We start from the raw sequence: 14707 nt of genomic DNA, 5'->3' as shown, positions 1-14707 counted from the left end.
GCGCCCTCCCGCCCCGGGCTGCTCCGCCCGGGCTGCTCCGCCCGGGCTGCTCCCTCGGCTCGCTCCGCCGGCCTGCTCCCCGGGCCCCCGCCCGCGCCCGAGCGCGCGGCACCGCGAGCGGGCCGGGGCGCTAGCCGAGCGCGCGGAGCGACCGCTCGATGAGCCCCCAGAAGCGGTCGACGTCGAGGTCGAGTGCGACGGTCGCGTTGTGCTCGCGGCCGAGGATGTCGATGAGGTCCGTGCTCGTCGCGCCGCGGGTCTCGGTGCCGTCGAGCTCGACGTCGATGCGGGTGCGCACCGTCGTGGCGACCGCGGGGTCGGCGAGCAGCGCGACCGTGATCGGGTCGTGCAGGGGGCCGTCGGGCATCCGTTCGGCGCGCTCGTAGGTCGAGCAGAAGAACTCGAGCAGCTCGACGCCGAAGGCCGAGAGGGGCGTGCCGATGGCCGCCAGCCGGTCGCGCACCTCGCGCGTGATCAGCGCCTGGTGCGAGATGTTCAGTCCGACCATGGTGAAGTCGACGCCGCTGTCGAGCGCGATCCTGATCGCCTCGGGGTCGGTCCACGCGTTGAACTCGGCGTAGGGCGTGACGTTGCCACGGGTCGTCGAGCCGCCCATCCAGACGATTCGGGCGATCCGCGGCGCGAGCTCGGGGTAGTCGCGCAGCAGCACGGCGACGTTCGTGAGCGGGCCGGTCGCGACGATCGTGACGGGCTCGGCGGAGGTCTCGATGACGTCGCGCATGAGCGTGATCGCGTCACGCTCGTCGAGCGGCACGGTCGGCTCGGGCAGCACGGGCCCGCCGAGGGCGTTGTCGCCGTGGATCCAGTCGGCCGGGTGCAGCTCGCCCGCGAGCGGACCGGCGGCACCAGCGGCGATCGGCACGCCCTCGATGCCGGCGACGGTGCAGGCGATGCGGGCGTTCAACGTGGTGTGCTCGAGCCGGCCGTTGCCGCCGACGGTGGTGATCGCCCGGAGCTCGATCGCGGGATCGCCGGCGGCGAGCCAGATCGCGAACACGTCGTCGTGCCCGGGGTCGCAATCGAGGATGATGGGGGTGGTCATGGCCGCTCCGGTGGTCTCGGGGTACAGGGCGCGGGATGCCGTCGCGGCATCCGCTCGAACTGCACAAGCTTTGCGTAATCGATTGCACTATTGACGCTCGGTTTTGTCAAGCCCCTCCCCCGCCGCCCCGGACGCACCCCGTACAGTGGGAGCGATGCGCCCCGCCGCGGTGCGCAAGACCGGAGCAGACGATGCCGCACGCCGTGACCCTGCAGGAGGTCGCCGACGCCGCCGGCGTGTCCGTCGCGACCGCGTCGCGGGCGCTGTCCGGCAAGAATCGCGTCGCCGCCGCCACGATCGCGAAGGTCCGCGCCGTCGCCGCCGAACTCGGCTACCGGGTGGATCCCATCGCCCGGGCGCTCCGCGAAGGGTCGACGCGCATCGTCGGCATGATCGTCCCGGTGATCGGCAACCCGTACTTCGCCCAGCTCGTCGACGCGGTCGAACACGAGCTGCACCGCGCCGGCTTCGAGCTGCTGCTCGCCGACTCGCATGGCGAGCTCGCCGAGGAGTCGCGCCGCCTCACCGTCTTCGGCGATCGCAAGGTCGACGGCATCGTCATCGTCCCCTCCGATCGCCAGCGCTCCGCGGGCGCGCTGCGTGCCGTCGGGGCGGAGATCCCGCTCGTGCAGATCGACCGCTCCGCCGGAGTCTCCCTCGCCGACTATGTCGGCGTCGACAACGAGATCGGGCTCGGCCTCGCCCTCGAGCACGTGCAGGAGCGCGGCGCCCGCTCGCTCGTCTACGTCGGCGCCGACGACGTGACCTCGAGTGGTGTCGAGCGCTGGAACGCCTTCGATCGCACCGTCGACCGCGAGACCGTCGCGGTGGGCGAGCCGTTCCGGGGCGACTTCAGCCTCGCCACCGGGGCCGCGGCCGCCGACGCCCTCGTCGCCCGCGGCCGACTGCCCGACGCCGTCATCGCCGCCTCCGACCTCATCGCCCTCGGGCTCATCGGCCGACTCCGCGAGCACGGCGTCGAGGTGCCGCGCGACCTGCTCGTCACCGGCTTCGACGGCACCGAGCTGTCGCAGGTGCTGGCGCCGACGCTCACCACCGTGGTGCAGCCGATCGAGGCGGTCGCGGCGGACGCGATCGGTTTCCTGCTCTCCCGGGTCGCCGGCTCGACGGCCCCGGTGCGCAGTAGCCGCGTCGCGCCGACGCTGCTCGTGGGCGGATCCACCACGCGCTGAGCGCACTGCTCTCCGGGCGCACGGATGCCGCGGGGCGCCTCGAGCCCCGCGGCATCCGCCGTTCCGGATGATCCGGTTACACCCTTGCTACGGCGCGTTGACCGACTCGACGACGATCTCGCCCGAGATGATCTGCTGCCGGATGCCCTCGACGGCGGCCGCGAGCTCGGGACTCACCGAGTCCTTGAACTCGTGGAACGGTGCGATGGCGACCCCGTCGTTCGCGAGCTCGCCGATGAACGGGGTGTTGTCGAACTCGTCCTCGACCGCCTGGCCGATGAGCTCGACGACGGCGTCGGCCATCTGCTTCATGACCGAGGTCAGCATGACGTCGGCGAGGTCGGGCGAGAGCTCGACGACGTCATTGTCGACGCCGACGAGCACGACGTCGCCCGGGGCCTCGTGCGCGGCCTCCCCGCTGCCGAGGTAGAGCGAGCCGGCGACCGGCATGATGACGTCGGCGCCCTGGTCGATGAACGTCTGGGTGAGCGTCTTGCCCGCGGCGATGTCGGTGAAGGTGCCGGCGAAGGTGCCGTCCTGCGCGGCCTTGTCCCACCCGAGCAGTTTCACCTGGGCGCCCGCGTCGGCGTTGTAGCGGTCGACGCCGTCGGAGAACCCGTCCATGAACAGCAGCACGGGCGGGAACGGCTGGCCGCCGAACACCGCGACGGTCCCGGTCTTCGAGTAGCCGGCGGCGAGATAGCCGGCGAGGAACGAGGCCTGCGCGGTGTCGAAGACGACCGGCTTGACGTTCGGCAGCTCGATCGAGGAGTCGTCGATGATCGCGAAACGCGAGTCGGGATTCTGTTCGGCCGCCGCCTTGGTCGCCTCGGCGAGCGAGAAGCCGACCGTGACGGTGAAGTCGCACCCCTGGTCGACCGACTGGGCGAGATTCGGGGCGTAGTCGTTCTCGGTGGTCGACTCAAGGCGCAGGGTCTCGACGCCGTACTGCTCCTCGGCCGTGTCGAGCGCGGCCAGGACGGCCTGGTTGAATCCGCGATCGTCGAAGCCGCCGAAGTCGGAGACCATGCAGGCGAGGAAGTCGCTGTTCGCTGCGGCGGCGTCGCCGCCGCCGCTCTCGGCCGGTGGGGCGGAGCAGGCGGTCAGGGCGGTCGCGAGGCCGCCGATGGCGGCGAGCGCGACGGCGGTGCGGGTGCGGTGCTGTCTCACGGGTACTCCTTCGTCTGGCGAGGCAGGGGGGATGCAAGGACGGATGCGTCAGCAAAAGTTGCGCAATCGATTACGCATCGCGTGGCACTATGATACTGCTGCGGAGCCGGGCCGCAAGAGGACACCGAAGGAGCGTGCGCCGACTACGCCCCGGAGACCTGCACCCCCGCGAGGTAGGTGCCGCGCACCTCGGTCTCGGCGAGGGCGTCGGCGGGCACCGTGAGCGGGTCACGGTCGACGACCACGAAGTCCGCGAAGCGGCCGGGCTCGAGCACCCCGATCTCCCGCTCGCCGAACAACTGCCACGCCGCGTTCGCCGTGTGCGCCCGCAGAGCGTCGGCCCGCGGCACCGGGGCGCCTCCCGGCATCCGCCGTCCGTTCCGCGTCAGCCGTGTCTCGGCCACCGCCATGTTCCGGAACGGCTCGTTCGGCGTCACCCAGCCGTCGTTGTGGAACGTCGCCCGGTGCCCCGCCGCGAACGCGGCCCCGGCGTCAGCCCAGGTGCCGCCGTGCTCGGGGCCGAAGAGCCCGTCGACGAGGACCTCGCCCCAGTACCGCACGTGATCGACGAACACGCTCACCGTCACCCCGAGCGACGCCGCCCGCGCGTACAGCTCGGGCGACGCCGCCCCGACGTGCTCGAGGCGGAACCGGTGGTCCGCCAGCCCGTGCCGCGCGATGAGCTGCTCGTACACGTCGAGCGTCGAGGCGATCGCGAGGTCGCCGTGCGCATGGCAGGCGAGCTGCCAGCCTGCCGCGGCGTAGGGCTCGGCGATCGCGAGCAGTTCCTCGCCCGAGTAGTTCGCGTGGCCGCGGTGCCCGGGCTCGAGGCCGATCGAGCGCGTCGCCTCGGTGTCGAGGTAGGGGAAGCTCGTGGCGATGTTACCCACCCAGGGCGAACCGTCGCTCCACGTCTTCACGCCGACCTGACGGAACACCGGGTCGAGCGCGGCATCCCGCCCCGGTGCCGGCGCCGGGACGCCGCCCGGGCGCGACATCTCGTACCAGCGCAGCCGCACCGGCAGCCGCCCGGACCCGCGCAGCGCGTCGACCACGGGGTTCAGCGCCGGATCCCACGAGAGGTCGGCGACGGTCGTGTAGCCGAGCCCGGAGAGCTCGGCGAGGTGCGCCGCGAACAGCCGGGGAAAGCCGGCACGGCCACGCTCGAGCAGCGGCGCCATGACCCGCTCGACCGCGCCGGCCTCGAGCGCGACGCCGTCGAGCTCGCCCCGGGCGTCTCGCCCGAAGCTCGCACCCACCGGGTCGGGGGTATCGCGGTTGAGACCCGCGAGTGCGGCGCCCGCACTGTTGAAGTACGCGGAATGGCCCGAGTTGTGCACGATGACGATCGGTACCTCGCCGGCCAGCTCGTCGAGCCAGGCGCGGTCGGGAGCGGGCAGCCCCCGCTGCAGCAGGCCGTCCCAGCCGTTCGCGAACACGGGCCCGCCCGCGGCGACCGCGCGCCGCAGCGCCGCGAGCACACCCTCGGCATCCGGCACGACGACGGGACGGAGGTCGACGACGAGCTCGGAGCAGAGCACCGCCGCGGTGCCGGGATGCCCGTGGGGCTCGATGAGCCCGGGCATCGCCCAGCCGTCGAGCGCCGTCCGCCTCACGGACGGGTGGGCTTCGGCGAGCGCATCGGCTGCCCCGACGGCGACGATGCGGCCGTCGTCGCCGACGAGCATCCCCGTCGCCTGGGCGGATGCCTCGTCCGCCAGCGTGCGGAACCGGCCCGTGTACAGCGTCTGCGTCATGTGCTCCCCGTCCGGCCCGGCGCTCAGCGGAACGCGGGGACGACCTCGGCCGCGAGCAGCTCCAGCACCTCGAGGTCGTCGAAGTCGAGCAGCTGCAGGTAGAGCGTCTCGACGCCGAGCTCCGCGAGTCCGCCGATACGGTCGACGACCTCGGCGACGGTGCCGCCGATGCCCTCCCGGGCGAGCCCCACCGGGTCGCGGTCGATGGCCGCGGCACGGCGCCGGTAGGCGGCATCCGTCTCGCCCAGCGTCGTCGTGAGCGCCGCCGAGTAGACGAGCGAAGCGGGGTCGCGGCCGAACTCCTCGGCCGCCCGGCGCACCCGGCCGAAAGCCTCGGCGATCTCGGCGTTGGAGCGGAACGGCACGTTGTACTCGTGCGCGAAGCGCGCGGCGAGGGCGGGCGTGCGGCTCGGGCCGGTGCCGCCGACGATGATCGGCACCGGGTCCTGCACCGGCTTCGGCAGCGCGGGCGAGTCCTGCAGCGCGTAGTGGTCGCCCTCGAAGGAGAAGCGCCCGCCGACGGGCGTCGACCACAGCCCGGTGATGACCTCGAGCTGCTCCTCGAGCAGGCCGAAGCGCTGCGCCGGGAACGGGATGCCGTAGGCCGAGTGCTCCGCGGCGAACCATCCCGTGCCGAGCCCGAACTCGACCCGGCCGCCGCTCATCGCGTCGACCTGCGCGACCTGGATCGCGGTGAGCCCCGGATGCCGGAACGTGAGACTCGTGACGAGCGTACCGAGCCGGATCGTCGACGTCTCCCGCGCGAGCGCCCCGAGCGTCACCCAGGAGTCGGTCGGCCCCGGCATCCCGTCGCCGCCCATCGTGAGCAGGTGATCGCTGCGGAAGAAGGCATCGAAGCCGAGCCGCTCCGCGGCGAGCGCCATCGCGAGCTGCTGCTCGTAGCTCGCCCCCATCTGCGGTTCGGTGAAGATCCGGAACTTCATGCGCGCTCCTTCGCGTCGAGCGCCGTGGCCGGCGCGGTGGCACTGCTCTCGAACACCGTGCCGGGCACCTCGCCGAGGCGGGCCCGCATCACGGCGACGGCGTCGGGATGCTCGTCGATGAGCACGAAGCGCCGGCCGAGGGCGGCGGCGACGGCGCCCGTCGTGCCGGAACCGGCGAAGAAGTCGAGCACCCAGTCGCCCTCGCGGGTCGAGGCCTGCACGATGCGGCGCAGCACCCCCTCGGGCTTCTGCGTCGGGTAGCCGGTCTTCTCCCGCCCCGTCGGCGAGACGATCGTGTGCCACCAGACGTCGGTGGGCAGCTTTCCCGCGGCCACCTTCTCGGGGGTGACGAGTCCGGGTGCCATGTACGGCTCGCGGTCGACGCCCGCGGAGTCGAACCAGTACTTGGCCGGGTCCTTCACGTAGACGAGGATCGTGTCGTGCTTCGTCGGCCAGCGGCGCTTCGACTTCGCACCGTAGTCGTACGCCCAGATGATCTCGTTCAGGAAGCACTCGCGGCCGAAGAGCGCGTCGAGCAGCACCTTCGCGTAGTGCGCCTCACGGTAGTCGAGGTGCAGGTAGAGGGTGCCGTCGTCGGCGAGCAGCCGCCACGCCTCGAGGAGGCGCGGCTCGAGGAACGCCCAGTAGTCCTCGAATCGGTCGTCGTACCGGAGCAGGTCTCCGCGCACCCGTTCGTAGCGCCGGCCGGCGAAGCCGCGCACGGTCGCGGGGGCGGGGCGGGGGTCAGCGTCGGGGCTGTCGGATGCCTCGTCCGGCTCGACGATGCGCACGTGGCTCGTCGCACGGCGCTCCTGCGGCCGGCCGGTGTTGAACGGCGGATCGAGGTAGATCAGCGTGAAGCGGCCGTCGGGCAGCGTCGGCAGCACGTCGAGGTTGTCGGCGTGGATGACGCGATTCGGTTCGGCGGCGGCCACGCCCCCAGTCTGCCAGCACGGCCGACCCCGGTACCCGCTACGCTGCCCGCGGGAGGCCAGGATGCGCACGCTCGTCGTCTACGAATCCATGTTCGGCAACACCGCCGCGGTGGCGGCCGCGATCGCCCGAGCGCTCGGCTCGACCGACGCGGTGCGCCTCGAGCTCGCCGACGACCGTCCGGCCATCGGCGACGCGGAGCTCGTCATCGTCGGCTCGCCGACGCACGGCTTCGCCCTGCCGAGCCGGCTCTCGCGGCGAGCGGCTCGGGCGCAGGGCGCGGATGCCTCGGCCACGGCCCGCGCGGGCGTCCGCGAGTGGCTCGGCGGGCTCGCGGCGGTGCGCGCCGATTCCGCGCCCTTCGCGGCGACGTTCGACGTGCGGCAGGCTCCCGGCGCCGTCGGCGCCCCCTCGCACCGGGTGCGCCGACGGCTCGATGGGCTCGGCTTCCGCACGATCGGCGAGCCGGCGTCGTTCCGGGTCGGCCCGACCGCGGGCCCGCTCCTCGACGGCGAACTCGATCGGGCCGCCGCCTGGGCGGAGGGGCTGCGCGGTCTGGCCCGCTGAACGGTCTGGTTCGCTGAGCTCGTCGAAGCGCTTCGACAAGCTCAGCGCACCAATGGTTCCCCGAGCCCGTCGAGGGGCCGCTTCGACGAGCTCAGCGAACGAGGCCGCGGCGGCCGCTACACGTCGAGGCGGATGCTGCCGCGGAACCGGTCGGAGGGGTCGGGCTCGGCACCGGGATCGCCCTGTTCGTCGGCGAAGGCGATGCCCTTGTCACCGTCGGGGGTGGGCGCGGGCGTCGGCAGCCGGTTCTGCTTGTCCATCTCGAGCTGCGCCTCGTACTTGCGCGGCGCGAACACTTCGTCGCCGATCATGAGCACCGCGTGCCCCGAGGGCTTGCCGCGCTTCGTCTTGTCGGACAGGTCGATCCACCCGCGGCGCACGAGGAACGCGGCCACCGCCACCACGGCGACGGCGATCAGCGCCCAGGCCCACCACTCCATCCGGGCGATTGTAGCGTTCGCCGCTGAGCGTTCCTCGCGGCATCCGCCCGCCTGTGGACAGCCCCGGCCTACGGCACCCGGTTCAGCCACTCCGGGGTGGCGAACTTCGCGGCGACGAGCTCCTCGGCCTCGGCGAGCTCGTCGGGCGCGACCGTGCCGGGCTGCGCGCCGTACAGCGAGACGAACGTCTGCTTCAGCCGCTCGATGATCTCGGCGCGGCTGAGTCCGGTCTGCGAGCGCAGCGGGTCGACGCGCTTCGCCGCCGAGGCGATGCCCTTGTCGCTGATCTTCTCGCGACCGATGCGCAGCACCTCGAGCATCTTCTCGTTGTCGAGGTCGTACGACATCGTCACGTGGTGCAGCACCCCGCCGTTGCCGAGCCGCTTCTGCGCGGCCCCGCCGATCTTGCCGGCGGGGCTCGCGATGTCGTTGAGCGGCTGGTAGGTGGCCTCGATGCCGAGCGAGCGCAGGCCCTGCAGCACCCAGTCGTCGAGGAACGCGTAGGAGTCGGCGAAGCTCATGCCCTGCACGAGCTCGGCCGGCACGTACAGCGAGTAGGTGACGACGTTGCCCTTCTCCATCATCATCGCGCCGCCGCCGGAGATGCGCCGCACGACCTCGAAGCCGTGCTTGGCCGCACCTTCCGGGTCGACCTCGTTCTTCACCGACTGGAACGAGCCGATCACGACCGCGGACTCGTCCCACTCCCAGAAGCGCAGCGTCGGCTTGCGGCGGCCGTCGCCGACGCGGGTCGCGAGCACCTCGTCGAGCGCGAGGTGCAGGCGCGGCGGCACGGCGGGGTCGTGCACGAGCTCCCACTCGTAGTCGGTCCAACTGCGCGCCTCGGTGAGGGCGCGGCGCACCACCACGGCGATCGCCTCGGGCGAGAAGCCGAGCAGCACCGCGTCGGGGCGGAGGCCGTCGGCGACCGCCTTCGCGATCGTCTTCGCATCGGATGCCGCGGGCAGGCCGTCGAGCGCCCGGTCGAGGTCGCCGAGCGCCTCGTCGGGTTCGAGGAAGAAGTCTCCGGCGACCCGCGGATTGCGGATCAGTCCGTCGACGACATCGAAGTCGACGACGACGAGCTTGCCCCCGGGAACCTTGTACTCACCGTGCATGCCCCAAGCCTACGGTCGCCGCGGCATCCGGAGACCGGTTCATTCGGTCTCGGCTCTACGCTGAGACCATGACGACGTTCTTCCTCGCTCGCCACGGCGAGACCGTCTGGCACGCCGAGCACCGCTACGCGGGCAACTCCGACGTCGCGCTCACCCGGCACGGGCTCGGCCAGGCCGCGGCGCTCGGCGCCTGGGCGGTCGATGCCCGCCTCGACGCGATCGTCGCCTCGCCGCTCAGCCGGGCGCAGCGTTCCGCCGCCCCCTCCGTCGAGACGACCGGCCTCGAGCTGCGCATCGAACCTCGGCTCGTCGAGGTCGACTTCGGCGTCGCCGAGGGACTCGCGCCCGACGAGCTCGCCGAACGGTTCCCGGCCGAATGGGCGGCGTTCTGTCGCGCGCCCGCATCGAACCCGTTCCCGGGCGGCGAGTCCGGCCGGGACGGCATCGCCCGGGCGCTGCCCGCGCTCGACGAGCTCGTGCAGGAGTTCCCCGACGGGCGGGTGCTGATCGTGGCGCACGCGACGCTCATCCGGCTGCTGTTCTGCGAGCTCGCCGGAATGGATCCCGACGGCTACCGCGACCTGCTGCCCGTGCTCGGCAACTGCAACGTCACGACGATCGTCTACCCGTGGTTCATGGAGTCGAGCGCGAGGCATCCGAACCATCCCCGGATGCGCCTGCTCGGCTTCGACGTCCCGCCGGACCGCGCCGCCACCTGATCCGCCCCATTCCGACTTGCCCGACTTTCATGAAAGTCGGGCAAGTCGAGGAGAGCGGAGAGGGAACGCGCCGGATCAGTCGACGGCGAAGCGCTCGTCGAGCCAGGCGACGAGGTCGGACCGCACCTCTTCGCGGTTCGTCTCGTTGAAGATCTCGTGCCGGGCGCCCGCGTAGACGATGAGCTCCACGTCGACGAGCCCCGAGCGGCGCACGTACGCCTCGGCGAGCCGGCGCGCACTCTCCTCCCCGCCGAGCGGGTCGTCGTCGCCGACCATGATGAGCAGCGGCAGCTCCTTGGGCAGGTTCCGCGCGGGGCGACCGAGCAGGCGGGCGGCGTCGAGCAGTCCGAAGAGCTTCTGCAGCGAGACGTCGGTCGTGTACGGGTCGGCCATGAACGCCTCCGCGACCGCCCGATCGCGCGAGAGCCACTCCACGGTCGTCGTCCCGAGGTGCGCGTGCCGCTTGTTCAGGTCGCCGCCGTTCATGTGCCGGATCGTGCGGTAGGCGGTGCCCGTGAGCACCACCCCGTCGTAGCGGTCGGCGTGTCGGTTCACGATGATCTGCCCCATGAGCGAACCCCAGGAGTGGCCGAGGTAGACGAGCGGCAGCTCGTAGCCCTCGGTCTCGCGGATCACCTCGGTGAACTGCTCGACCGCGGCGATCGTCGCGACGAGCCCGCCCGGGCCGAGCTTGCCCATCCGGGTGAGGTCGCCGACGTGCTGCTCGAACCCGGTCTTGCCGTGGCCCCGGTGGTCGTCGGCCCAGACCGAGTACCCGGCCGCGTTCAGGGCCGCGACGAGCTCGCCGTAGCGGCCGATGTGCTCGCCGACGCCGTGCGCGAGCTGGATCACGGCGTGCGCGTCGGGCACCCGCCACGACTCGTAGTGGATCCGGACGCCGTGCGAGTCGGTGAAGGTCGCCATGCGCTCATCATGGCAGGCGGGCTCCGGCCGCGCACGGCTCGGGCGGCTCGGGCGGCTCGGGCGGCTCGGGCGGCTCGCCCAATTTACTTAGCCACACTAATTTGTTAGGCTAACGATCATGACGGATGCCGCGACCAGCACCGCCTCGACCGACGCACGCCGCCCCGAGGCATCCCGCCGTCGTACCCTCGCCGAGCAGTCGACCGAGCTGCGCGTCGCGATCATGCGGCTGTCGCGGCGGCTCCGCCAGGAGCGCAGCGACACCGAGATCAGCGGCTCCCAGTTCTCGACCCTCGGCTGGATCCACAGCGAGGGGCCGCTCACCATCGGCCGGCTCGCCGAGCTCGAGCGCGTGACCGCCCCGTCGATGAACCGCACGGTGAACTGCCTCGTCGACGCCGGCTACGCGGTGCGCTCCAGCGCCCCCGACGACGGCCGCAAGGTGCTCGTCACGGCGACCGAGGCGGGCTCGCGCGTGGTGCTCGAGACCCGCAAGCGGCGCGACGCGTGGATCGCGAAGCGCTACGCCGCCCTCAGCCCCGACGAGCGAGAGACGCTCGCCCGCGCCACGACGATCCTCGGGAGGCTCATCGACCAGTGAGTGCCATGTTCCGTTCCCTCGCCCACGTCAACTACCGCATCTGGTTCATCGGGGCCCTCGTGTCGAACATCGGCGCGTGGATGCAGGCCACCGCCCAGAACTGGGTCGTCCTCACCGAGCTCAGCGACAACGACGCCCTCGCCGTCGGCATCACGATGGCGCTGCAGTTCGCCCCGCAGCTCCTGCTGGTGCCCGTCACCGGCCTCATCGCCGACCGCTTCGACCGGCGCAAGATCCTCGTGGTGACGCAGACCTCCATGATGCTGCTCGGCCTCGCGCTCGGCATGCTGCTCATCTTCGGCCACGCCGAGCTATGGCACCTCTACATCTTCGCCGGCCTCCTCGGCATCGTGAACGCCGTCGATAACCCGGCCAGGCAGACGTTCGTCACCGACCTCGTCGCGAGCTCCGACATGTCGAACGCCGTCGCGCTGAACTCGGCCTCGTTCAACACCGCCCGCCTCATCGGCCCCGCCGTCGCGGGCCTGCTCATCGTCATCGTGGGCTCCGGCTGGGTGTTCGTGATCAACGCGGCCAGCTTCGTCGCGGTGCTCGCGGCCCTCGCGATGCTGCGCGGGCGCAAGCTCAAGCGGATGCCTCGAGCCCCGCGCGAGCGCGGCGCCTTCATCGCGGGCTTCCGCTACGTGTGGAGCCGCCCCGACCTCGTCGTCGTGTTCATCATCGTGTTCCTCGTCGGCGCGTTCGGCATGAACTTCCCGATCTTCTCCTCGACGATGGCGGTCGAGTTCGGTCGCGGCGCCGGCGAGTACGGCCTGCTGAACTCGATCCTCGCGATCGGCTCCCTCGCCGGCGCCCTGCTCGCGGCGCGGCGCGAGCGCGCCCGCATGCGCATCATCATCATCGCGTCCGCGGGCTTCGGCGTCGCCGCGCTCGTGTCGGCGATCATGCCCGAGTTCGGCTGGTTCGCCGCGTCGACCGTGCTGATCGGCTTCGCCGCCGTGACGCTGCTCACGACCGCGAACGGTTACGTGCAGACGACGACCGAGCCGGTGCTGCGCGGGCGTGTGCTCGCCCTGTACTTCGCGATCCTCTCGGGCGGAACGCCCATCGGCGCCCCGATCGTCGGCGCCGTGGCGAACAGCTGGGGCCCGCGATGGGGTCTCGGCGTCGCCGCGATCGCCGCCGGCATCGCCGCGCTCATCGGGCTCGGCTGGTTGGTGGTGTCGCGCGGCATGCGGCTGGTGCGGCATCCCGACCGGCGCTGGGCCGCGGCCGTGCACTTCGAGGAGCCCCCGACGGCCGCCATCGCGGTCGTGCCGACGTCGGCGATCCCGGCGGTGCGCACCGAGGCCGTGCCGATCATCCCCGCGGAGGCGCTGCAGGTCCCGACGGAGGCGAGCCCCATCGCGGATGCCTCGGACACCGCCATCCCGCCCCGTCGAGGTGTCTTCGGCGGCAGCCGCCGAGCCCGGCTCAGGTAGCCGCCGCAGGCCGCGGCGCGGGCAGCGACGGGCACCATCGGCCAGCACGGGCCGCACCGTCCGCGGCGGAGGAGATTGTCGCGACGGGAGGATGAATCGGCTCGAGGCATCCTCCCGCGGCGCGAATCTCCTCCGCCGGAGCAGGACGACCGGGCCCGGGTGGCCCGAGCCGGGAGGCCCGAGCCGGCCCGGCGGCCCGACCTAGATGACGCCGAGCGAGAGCATGGCGTCGGCCACGCGGGTGAAGCCGGCGATGTTCGCGCCGACCACATAGTCGCCCGGCGCGCCGTACTCCTCGGCGGTCGCCGCGGTGCGCTCGTGGATCGCCGCCATGATCTCGGCGAGCCGCTGCTCGGTGTGCTCGAAGCTCCACGAGTCACGCGAAGCGTTCTGCTGCATCTCGAGCGCGCTCGTCGCGACCCCGCCGGCGTTCGCGGCCTTGCCGGGCCCGAACAGCACGCCCGCCTCGCGGAACACGCGCACGGCGCCCGGCGTCGCGGGCATGTTCGCGCCCTCGGCGACCGCGACGAGGCCGTTCGCGACGAGCTTCGCCGCCTGCGACTCGTCGAGCTCGTTCTGGGTCGCGCAGGGCAGAGCGACCTGGATCGGCTCGTCGCTCTCGATGTCCCAGACGGATGCCCCGGGCAGGAACCGGGCGCGCCCACCGCGCTCCTCGGCGTAGACGGCGATGCGCTCGCGGCGGCGCTCCTTCACGTCCCGGAGGAGGTCCAGGTCGATGCCGTCGGGATCGTGGATCGCGCCGGACGAGTCGGAGGCGCCGACCACGACGCCGCCGAGCTCGACGACCTTCTCGATCGCGTAGATGGCGACGTTGCCGGATCCCGAGACGAGCGCGCGAGCGCCGTCGAAGGAGCGGCTGCGGGTCGCGAGCATGTGCTGCGTGAAGTACACGGCGCCGTAGCCGGTCGCCTCGGTGCGCACGAGCGAGCCGCCCCAGGTGAGGCCCTTGCCGGTGAGCACGCCGGACTCGTACTGGTTCGTCATCCGCTTGTACTGGCCGAACAGGTAGCCGATCTCACGGCCGCCGACGCCGATGTCGCCCGCCGGCACATCGCGGTACTCGCCGACGTGGCGTGAGAGCTCCGTCATGAACGACTGGCAGAAGCGCATGATCTCGCCCTCGGACTTGCCCTTGGGGTCGAAGTCGCTGCCGCCTTTGCCGCCGCCGATCGGCATGCCGGTCAGCGCATTCTTGAAGATCTGCTCGAAGCCGAGGAACTTGACCGTGCCGAGGCCGACGGTCGGGTGGAAGCGCAGTCCGCCCTTGTACGGGCCGAGCGCCGAGTTGAACTGCACCCGGAAGCCGCGATTGATGCGCACCCGGTTCGCGTCGTCGACCCACGGCACCCGGAAGATGATCTGACGCTCGGGCTCGCAGATCCGCTCGAGGATCGACGCCTGCACGTACTGCGGGTTCCGCTCGAGCACCCGGTCGAGGGAGCCGAAGACCTCGCGGACGGCCTGGTGGAACTCCGGCTCCCCGGGGTTCCGGGACAGGATCTCGTCGTAGACGTCGTCGATCAGATTCGGGGTCGCGGGCACGCGGAACTCCTTCGGGACTTGGCGGACGGGAAGCGCAAGGGCCGGGGCCGGTGCGGGTCGCCGAGCGACGCGCCGTTGCGTGCGGGCTGGGTCCACCATAGCCAGCCGGACCGGAGACCCCGCAACTGTGACGGCCGCAGCCGCCCGGCCGCTCCTCTGCGCGGAATCCCTCCCGAGGGGGTCGCTTTCCGACACCGGGCCCGCATTCCGACGGTCGCGGTGTCGGGAAGTGACCCCCTCGAGATGCGGGCGGGGGCGCGCGGGCGGGGGGCG

The 14707-nt window shown here is 72.1% G+C and carries 14 protein-coding genes; 5 read left to right on the top strand and 9 right to left on the bottom strand.

Going from position 1 to position 14707, the window contains the following annotated elements:
* Positions 1-130: 130 nt before the first annotated feature.
* Entirely contained in the window at positions 131-1063 is a 933-nt protein-coding gene (locus M3147_RS10025; RefSeq protein ID WP_251203334.1) for a nucleoside hydrolase, read from the bottom strand.
* A 191-nt stretch (positions 1064-1254) separates the two neighbouring features.
* On the opposite strand from M3147_RS10025, the gene M3147_RS10020 reads away from it, so the two are divergent.
* Complete coding sequence (locus tag M3147_RS10020) at positions 1255-2256, top strand: LacI family DNA-binding transcriptional regulator (RefSeq protein ID WP_251203333.1); 1002 nt, start codon at positions 1255-1257, stop codon at positions 2254-2256.
* Between the two features lie 87 nt (positions 2257-2343).
* On the opposite strand, the gene M3147_RS10015 is transcribed toward M3147_RS10020, so the two are convergent.
* The 4 genes from M3147_RS10015 to M3147_RS10000 all read right to left on the bottom strand — a co-directional run bounded on the left by M3147_RS10015 (position 2344) and on the right by M3147_RS10000 (position 7062).
* Positions 2344-3426, bottom strand: a complete 1083-nt coding sequence (locus M3147_RS10015) for a BMP family lipoprotein (RefSeq protein ID WP_251203332.1) — start codon at positions 3424-3426, stop codon at positions 2344-2346.
* Positions 3427-3569: 143 nt separating this feature from the next.
* A complete protein-coding gene (locus tag M3147_RS10010) occupies positions 3570-5183 on the bottom strand; it encodes an amidohydrolase (protein WP_251203331.1) in 1614 nt (537 codons plus the stop codon).
* 23 nt (positions 5184-5206) lie between these two features.
* Positions 5207-6127 (bottom strand): LLM class F420-dependent oxidoreductase, encoded by a 921-nt coding sequence (locus M3147_RS10005; RefSeq protein ID WP_251203330.1) that lies wholly within the window; start codon positions 6125-6127, stop codon positions 5207-5209.
* Complete coding sequence (locus M3147_RS10000) at positions 6124-7062, bottom strand: DNA-methyltransferase (protein WP_251203329.1); 939 nt, start codon at positions 7060-7062, stop codon at positions 6124-6126. Before M3147_RS10000 ends, M3147_RS10005 begins: the two co-directional genes overlap by 4 nt.
* A gap of 61 nt (positions 7063-7123) precedes the next feature.
* Between M3147_RS10000 and M3147_RS09995 the strand changes: the two genes are divergently transcribed.
* A complete protein-coding gene (locus M3147_RS09995) occupies positions 7124-7627 on the top strand; it encodes a flavodoxin family protein (protein ID WP_251203328.1) in 504 nt (167 codons plus the stop codon).
* Between the two features lie 116 nt (positions 7628-7743).
* Here the strand turns inward: M3147_RS09995 and M3147_RS09990 are convergent, their stop codons facing one another.
* Both M3147_RS09990 and M3147_RS09985 read right to left on the bottom strand, forming a co-directional pair.
* Positions 7744-8067 carry a hypothetical protein gene (locus M3147_RS09990; RefSeq protein WP_251203327.1) on the bottom strand — a complete coding sequence of 108 codons (324 nt, stop codon included), beginning with the start codon at positions 8065-8067 and terminating at the stop codon, positions 7744-7746.
* Positions 8068-8135: 68 nt separating this feature from the next.
* Positions 8136-9185 carry a lipoate--protein ligase family protein gene (locus M3147_RS09985; protein ID WP_251203326.1) on the bottom strand — a complete coding sequence of 350 codons (1050 nt, stop codon included), beginning with the start codon at positions 9183-9185 and terminating at the stop codon, positions 8136-8138.
* A gap of 68 nt (positions 9186-9253) precedes the next feature.
* On the opposite strand from M3147_RS09985, the gene M3147_RS09980 reads away from it, so the two are divergent.
* Entirely contained in the window at positions 9254-9904 is a 651-nt protein-coding gene (locus M3147_RS09980; protein ID WP_251203325.1) for a histidine phosphatase family protein, read from the top strand.
* 75 nt (positions 9905-9979) lie between these two features.
* On the opposite strand, the gene M3147_RS09975 is transcribed toward M3147_RS09980, so the two are convergent.
* Positions 9980-10828: an alpha/beta fold hydrolase gene (locus M3147_RS09975; protein ID WP_251203324.1), complete on the bottom strand. Its 849-nt coding sequence runs from the start codon at positions 10826-10828 to the stop codon at positions 9980-9982.
* Between the two features lie 118 nt (positions 10829-10946).
* On the opposite strand from M3147_RS09975, the gene M3147_RS09970 reads away from it, so the two are divergent.
* Together M3147_RS09970 and M3147_RS09965 are read left to right on the top strand one after the other, a co-directional pair.
* Positions 10947-11429: a MarR family winged helix-turn-helix transcriptional regulator gene (locus M3147_RS09970; RefSeq protein WP_251203323.1), complete on the top strand. Its 483-nt coding sequence runs from the start codon at positions 10947-10949 to the stop codon at positions 11427-11429.
* A gap of 5 nt (positions 11430-11434) precedes the next feature.
* Positions 11435-12871 carry an MFS transporter gene (locus M3147_RS09965; protein WP_251203322.1) on the top strand — a complete coding sequence of 479 codons (1437 nt, stop codon included), beginning with the start codon at positions 11435-11437 and terminating at the stop codon, positions 12869-12871.
* 201 nt (positions 12872-13072) lie between these two features.
* On the opposite strand, the gene gdhA is transcribed toward M3147_RS09965, so the two are convergent.
* Positions 13073-14434, bottom strand: a complete 1362-nt coding sequence (gene gdhA, locus M3147_RS09960; RefSeq protein ID WP_251203321.1) for an NADP-specific glutamate dehydrogenase — start codon at positions 14432-14434, stop codon at positions 13073-13075.
* Positions 14435-14707 lie beyond the last annotated feature (273 nt).

It is taken from the genome of Agromyces mediolanus, assembly GCF_023715325.1.
Taxonomy (GTDB): domain Bacteria; phylum Actinomycetota; class Actinomycetes; order Actinomycetales; family Microbacteriaceae; genus Agromyces; species Agromyces mediolanus_A.
Note: the sequence above shows the minus strand (reverse complement) of the source record. Positions and strands in the feature narration are given on the sequence as shown.

Coding starts and splice junctions, on each gene's coding strand:
- M3147_RS10025 (WP_251203334.1), bottom strand. CDS start 1,063: ATGACCACCCCCATCATCCTCGATTGCGACCCCGGGCACGACGACGTG.
- M3147_RS10020 (WP_251203333.1), top strand. CDS start 1,255: ATGCCGCACGCCGTGACCCTGCAGGAGGTCGCCGACGCCGCCGGCGTG.
- M3147_RS10010 (WP_251203331.1), bottom strand. CDS start 5,183: ATGACGCAGACGCTGTACACGGGCCGGTTCCGCACGCTGGCGGACGAG.
- M3147_RS10005 (WP_251203330.1), bottom strand. CDS start 6,127: ATGAAGTTCCGGATCTTCACCGAACCGCAGATGGGGGCGAGCTACGAG.
- M3147_RS09995 (WP_251203328.1), top strand. CDS start 7,124: ATGCGCACGCTCGTCGTCTACGAATCCATGTTCGGCAACACCGCCGCG.
- M3147_RS09990 (WP_251203327.1), bottom strand. CDS start 8,067: ATGGAGTGGTGGGCCTGGGCGCTGATCGCCGTCGCCGTGGTGGCGGTG.
- M3147_RS09985 (WP_251203326.1), bottom strand. CDS start 9,185: ATGCACGGTGAGTACAAGGTTCCCGGGGGCAAGCTCGTCGTCGTCGAC.
- M3147_RS09980 (WP_251203325.1), top strand. CDS start 9,254: ATGACGACGTTCTTCCTCGCTCGCCACGGCGAGACCGTCTGGCACGCC.
- M3147_RS09975 (WP_251203324.1), bottom strand. CDS start 10,828: ATGGCGACCTTCACCGACTCGCACGGCGTCCGGATCCACTACGAGTCG.
- M3147_RS09970 (WP_251203323.1), top strand. CDS start 10,947: ATGACGGATGCCGCGACCAGCACCGCCTCGACCGACGCACGCCGCCCC.
- M3147_RS09965 (WP_251203322.1), top strand. CDS start 11,435: ATGTTCCGTTCCCTCGCCCACGTCAACTACCGCATCTGGTTCATCGGG.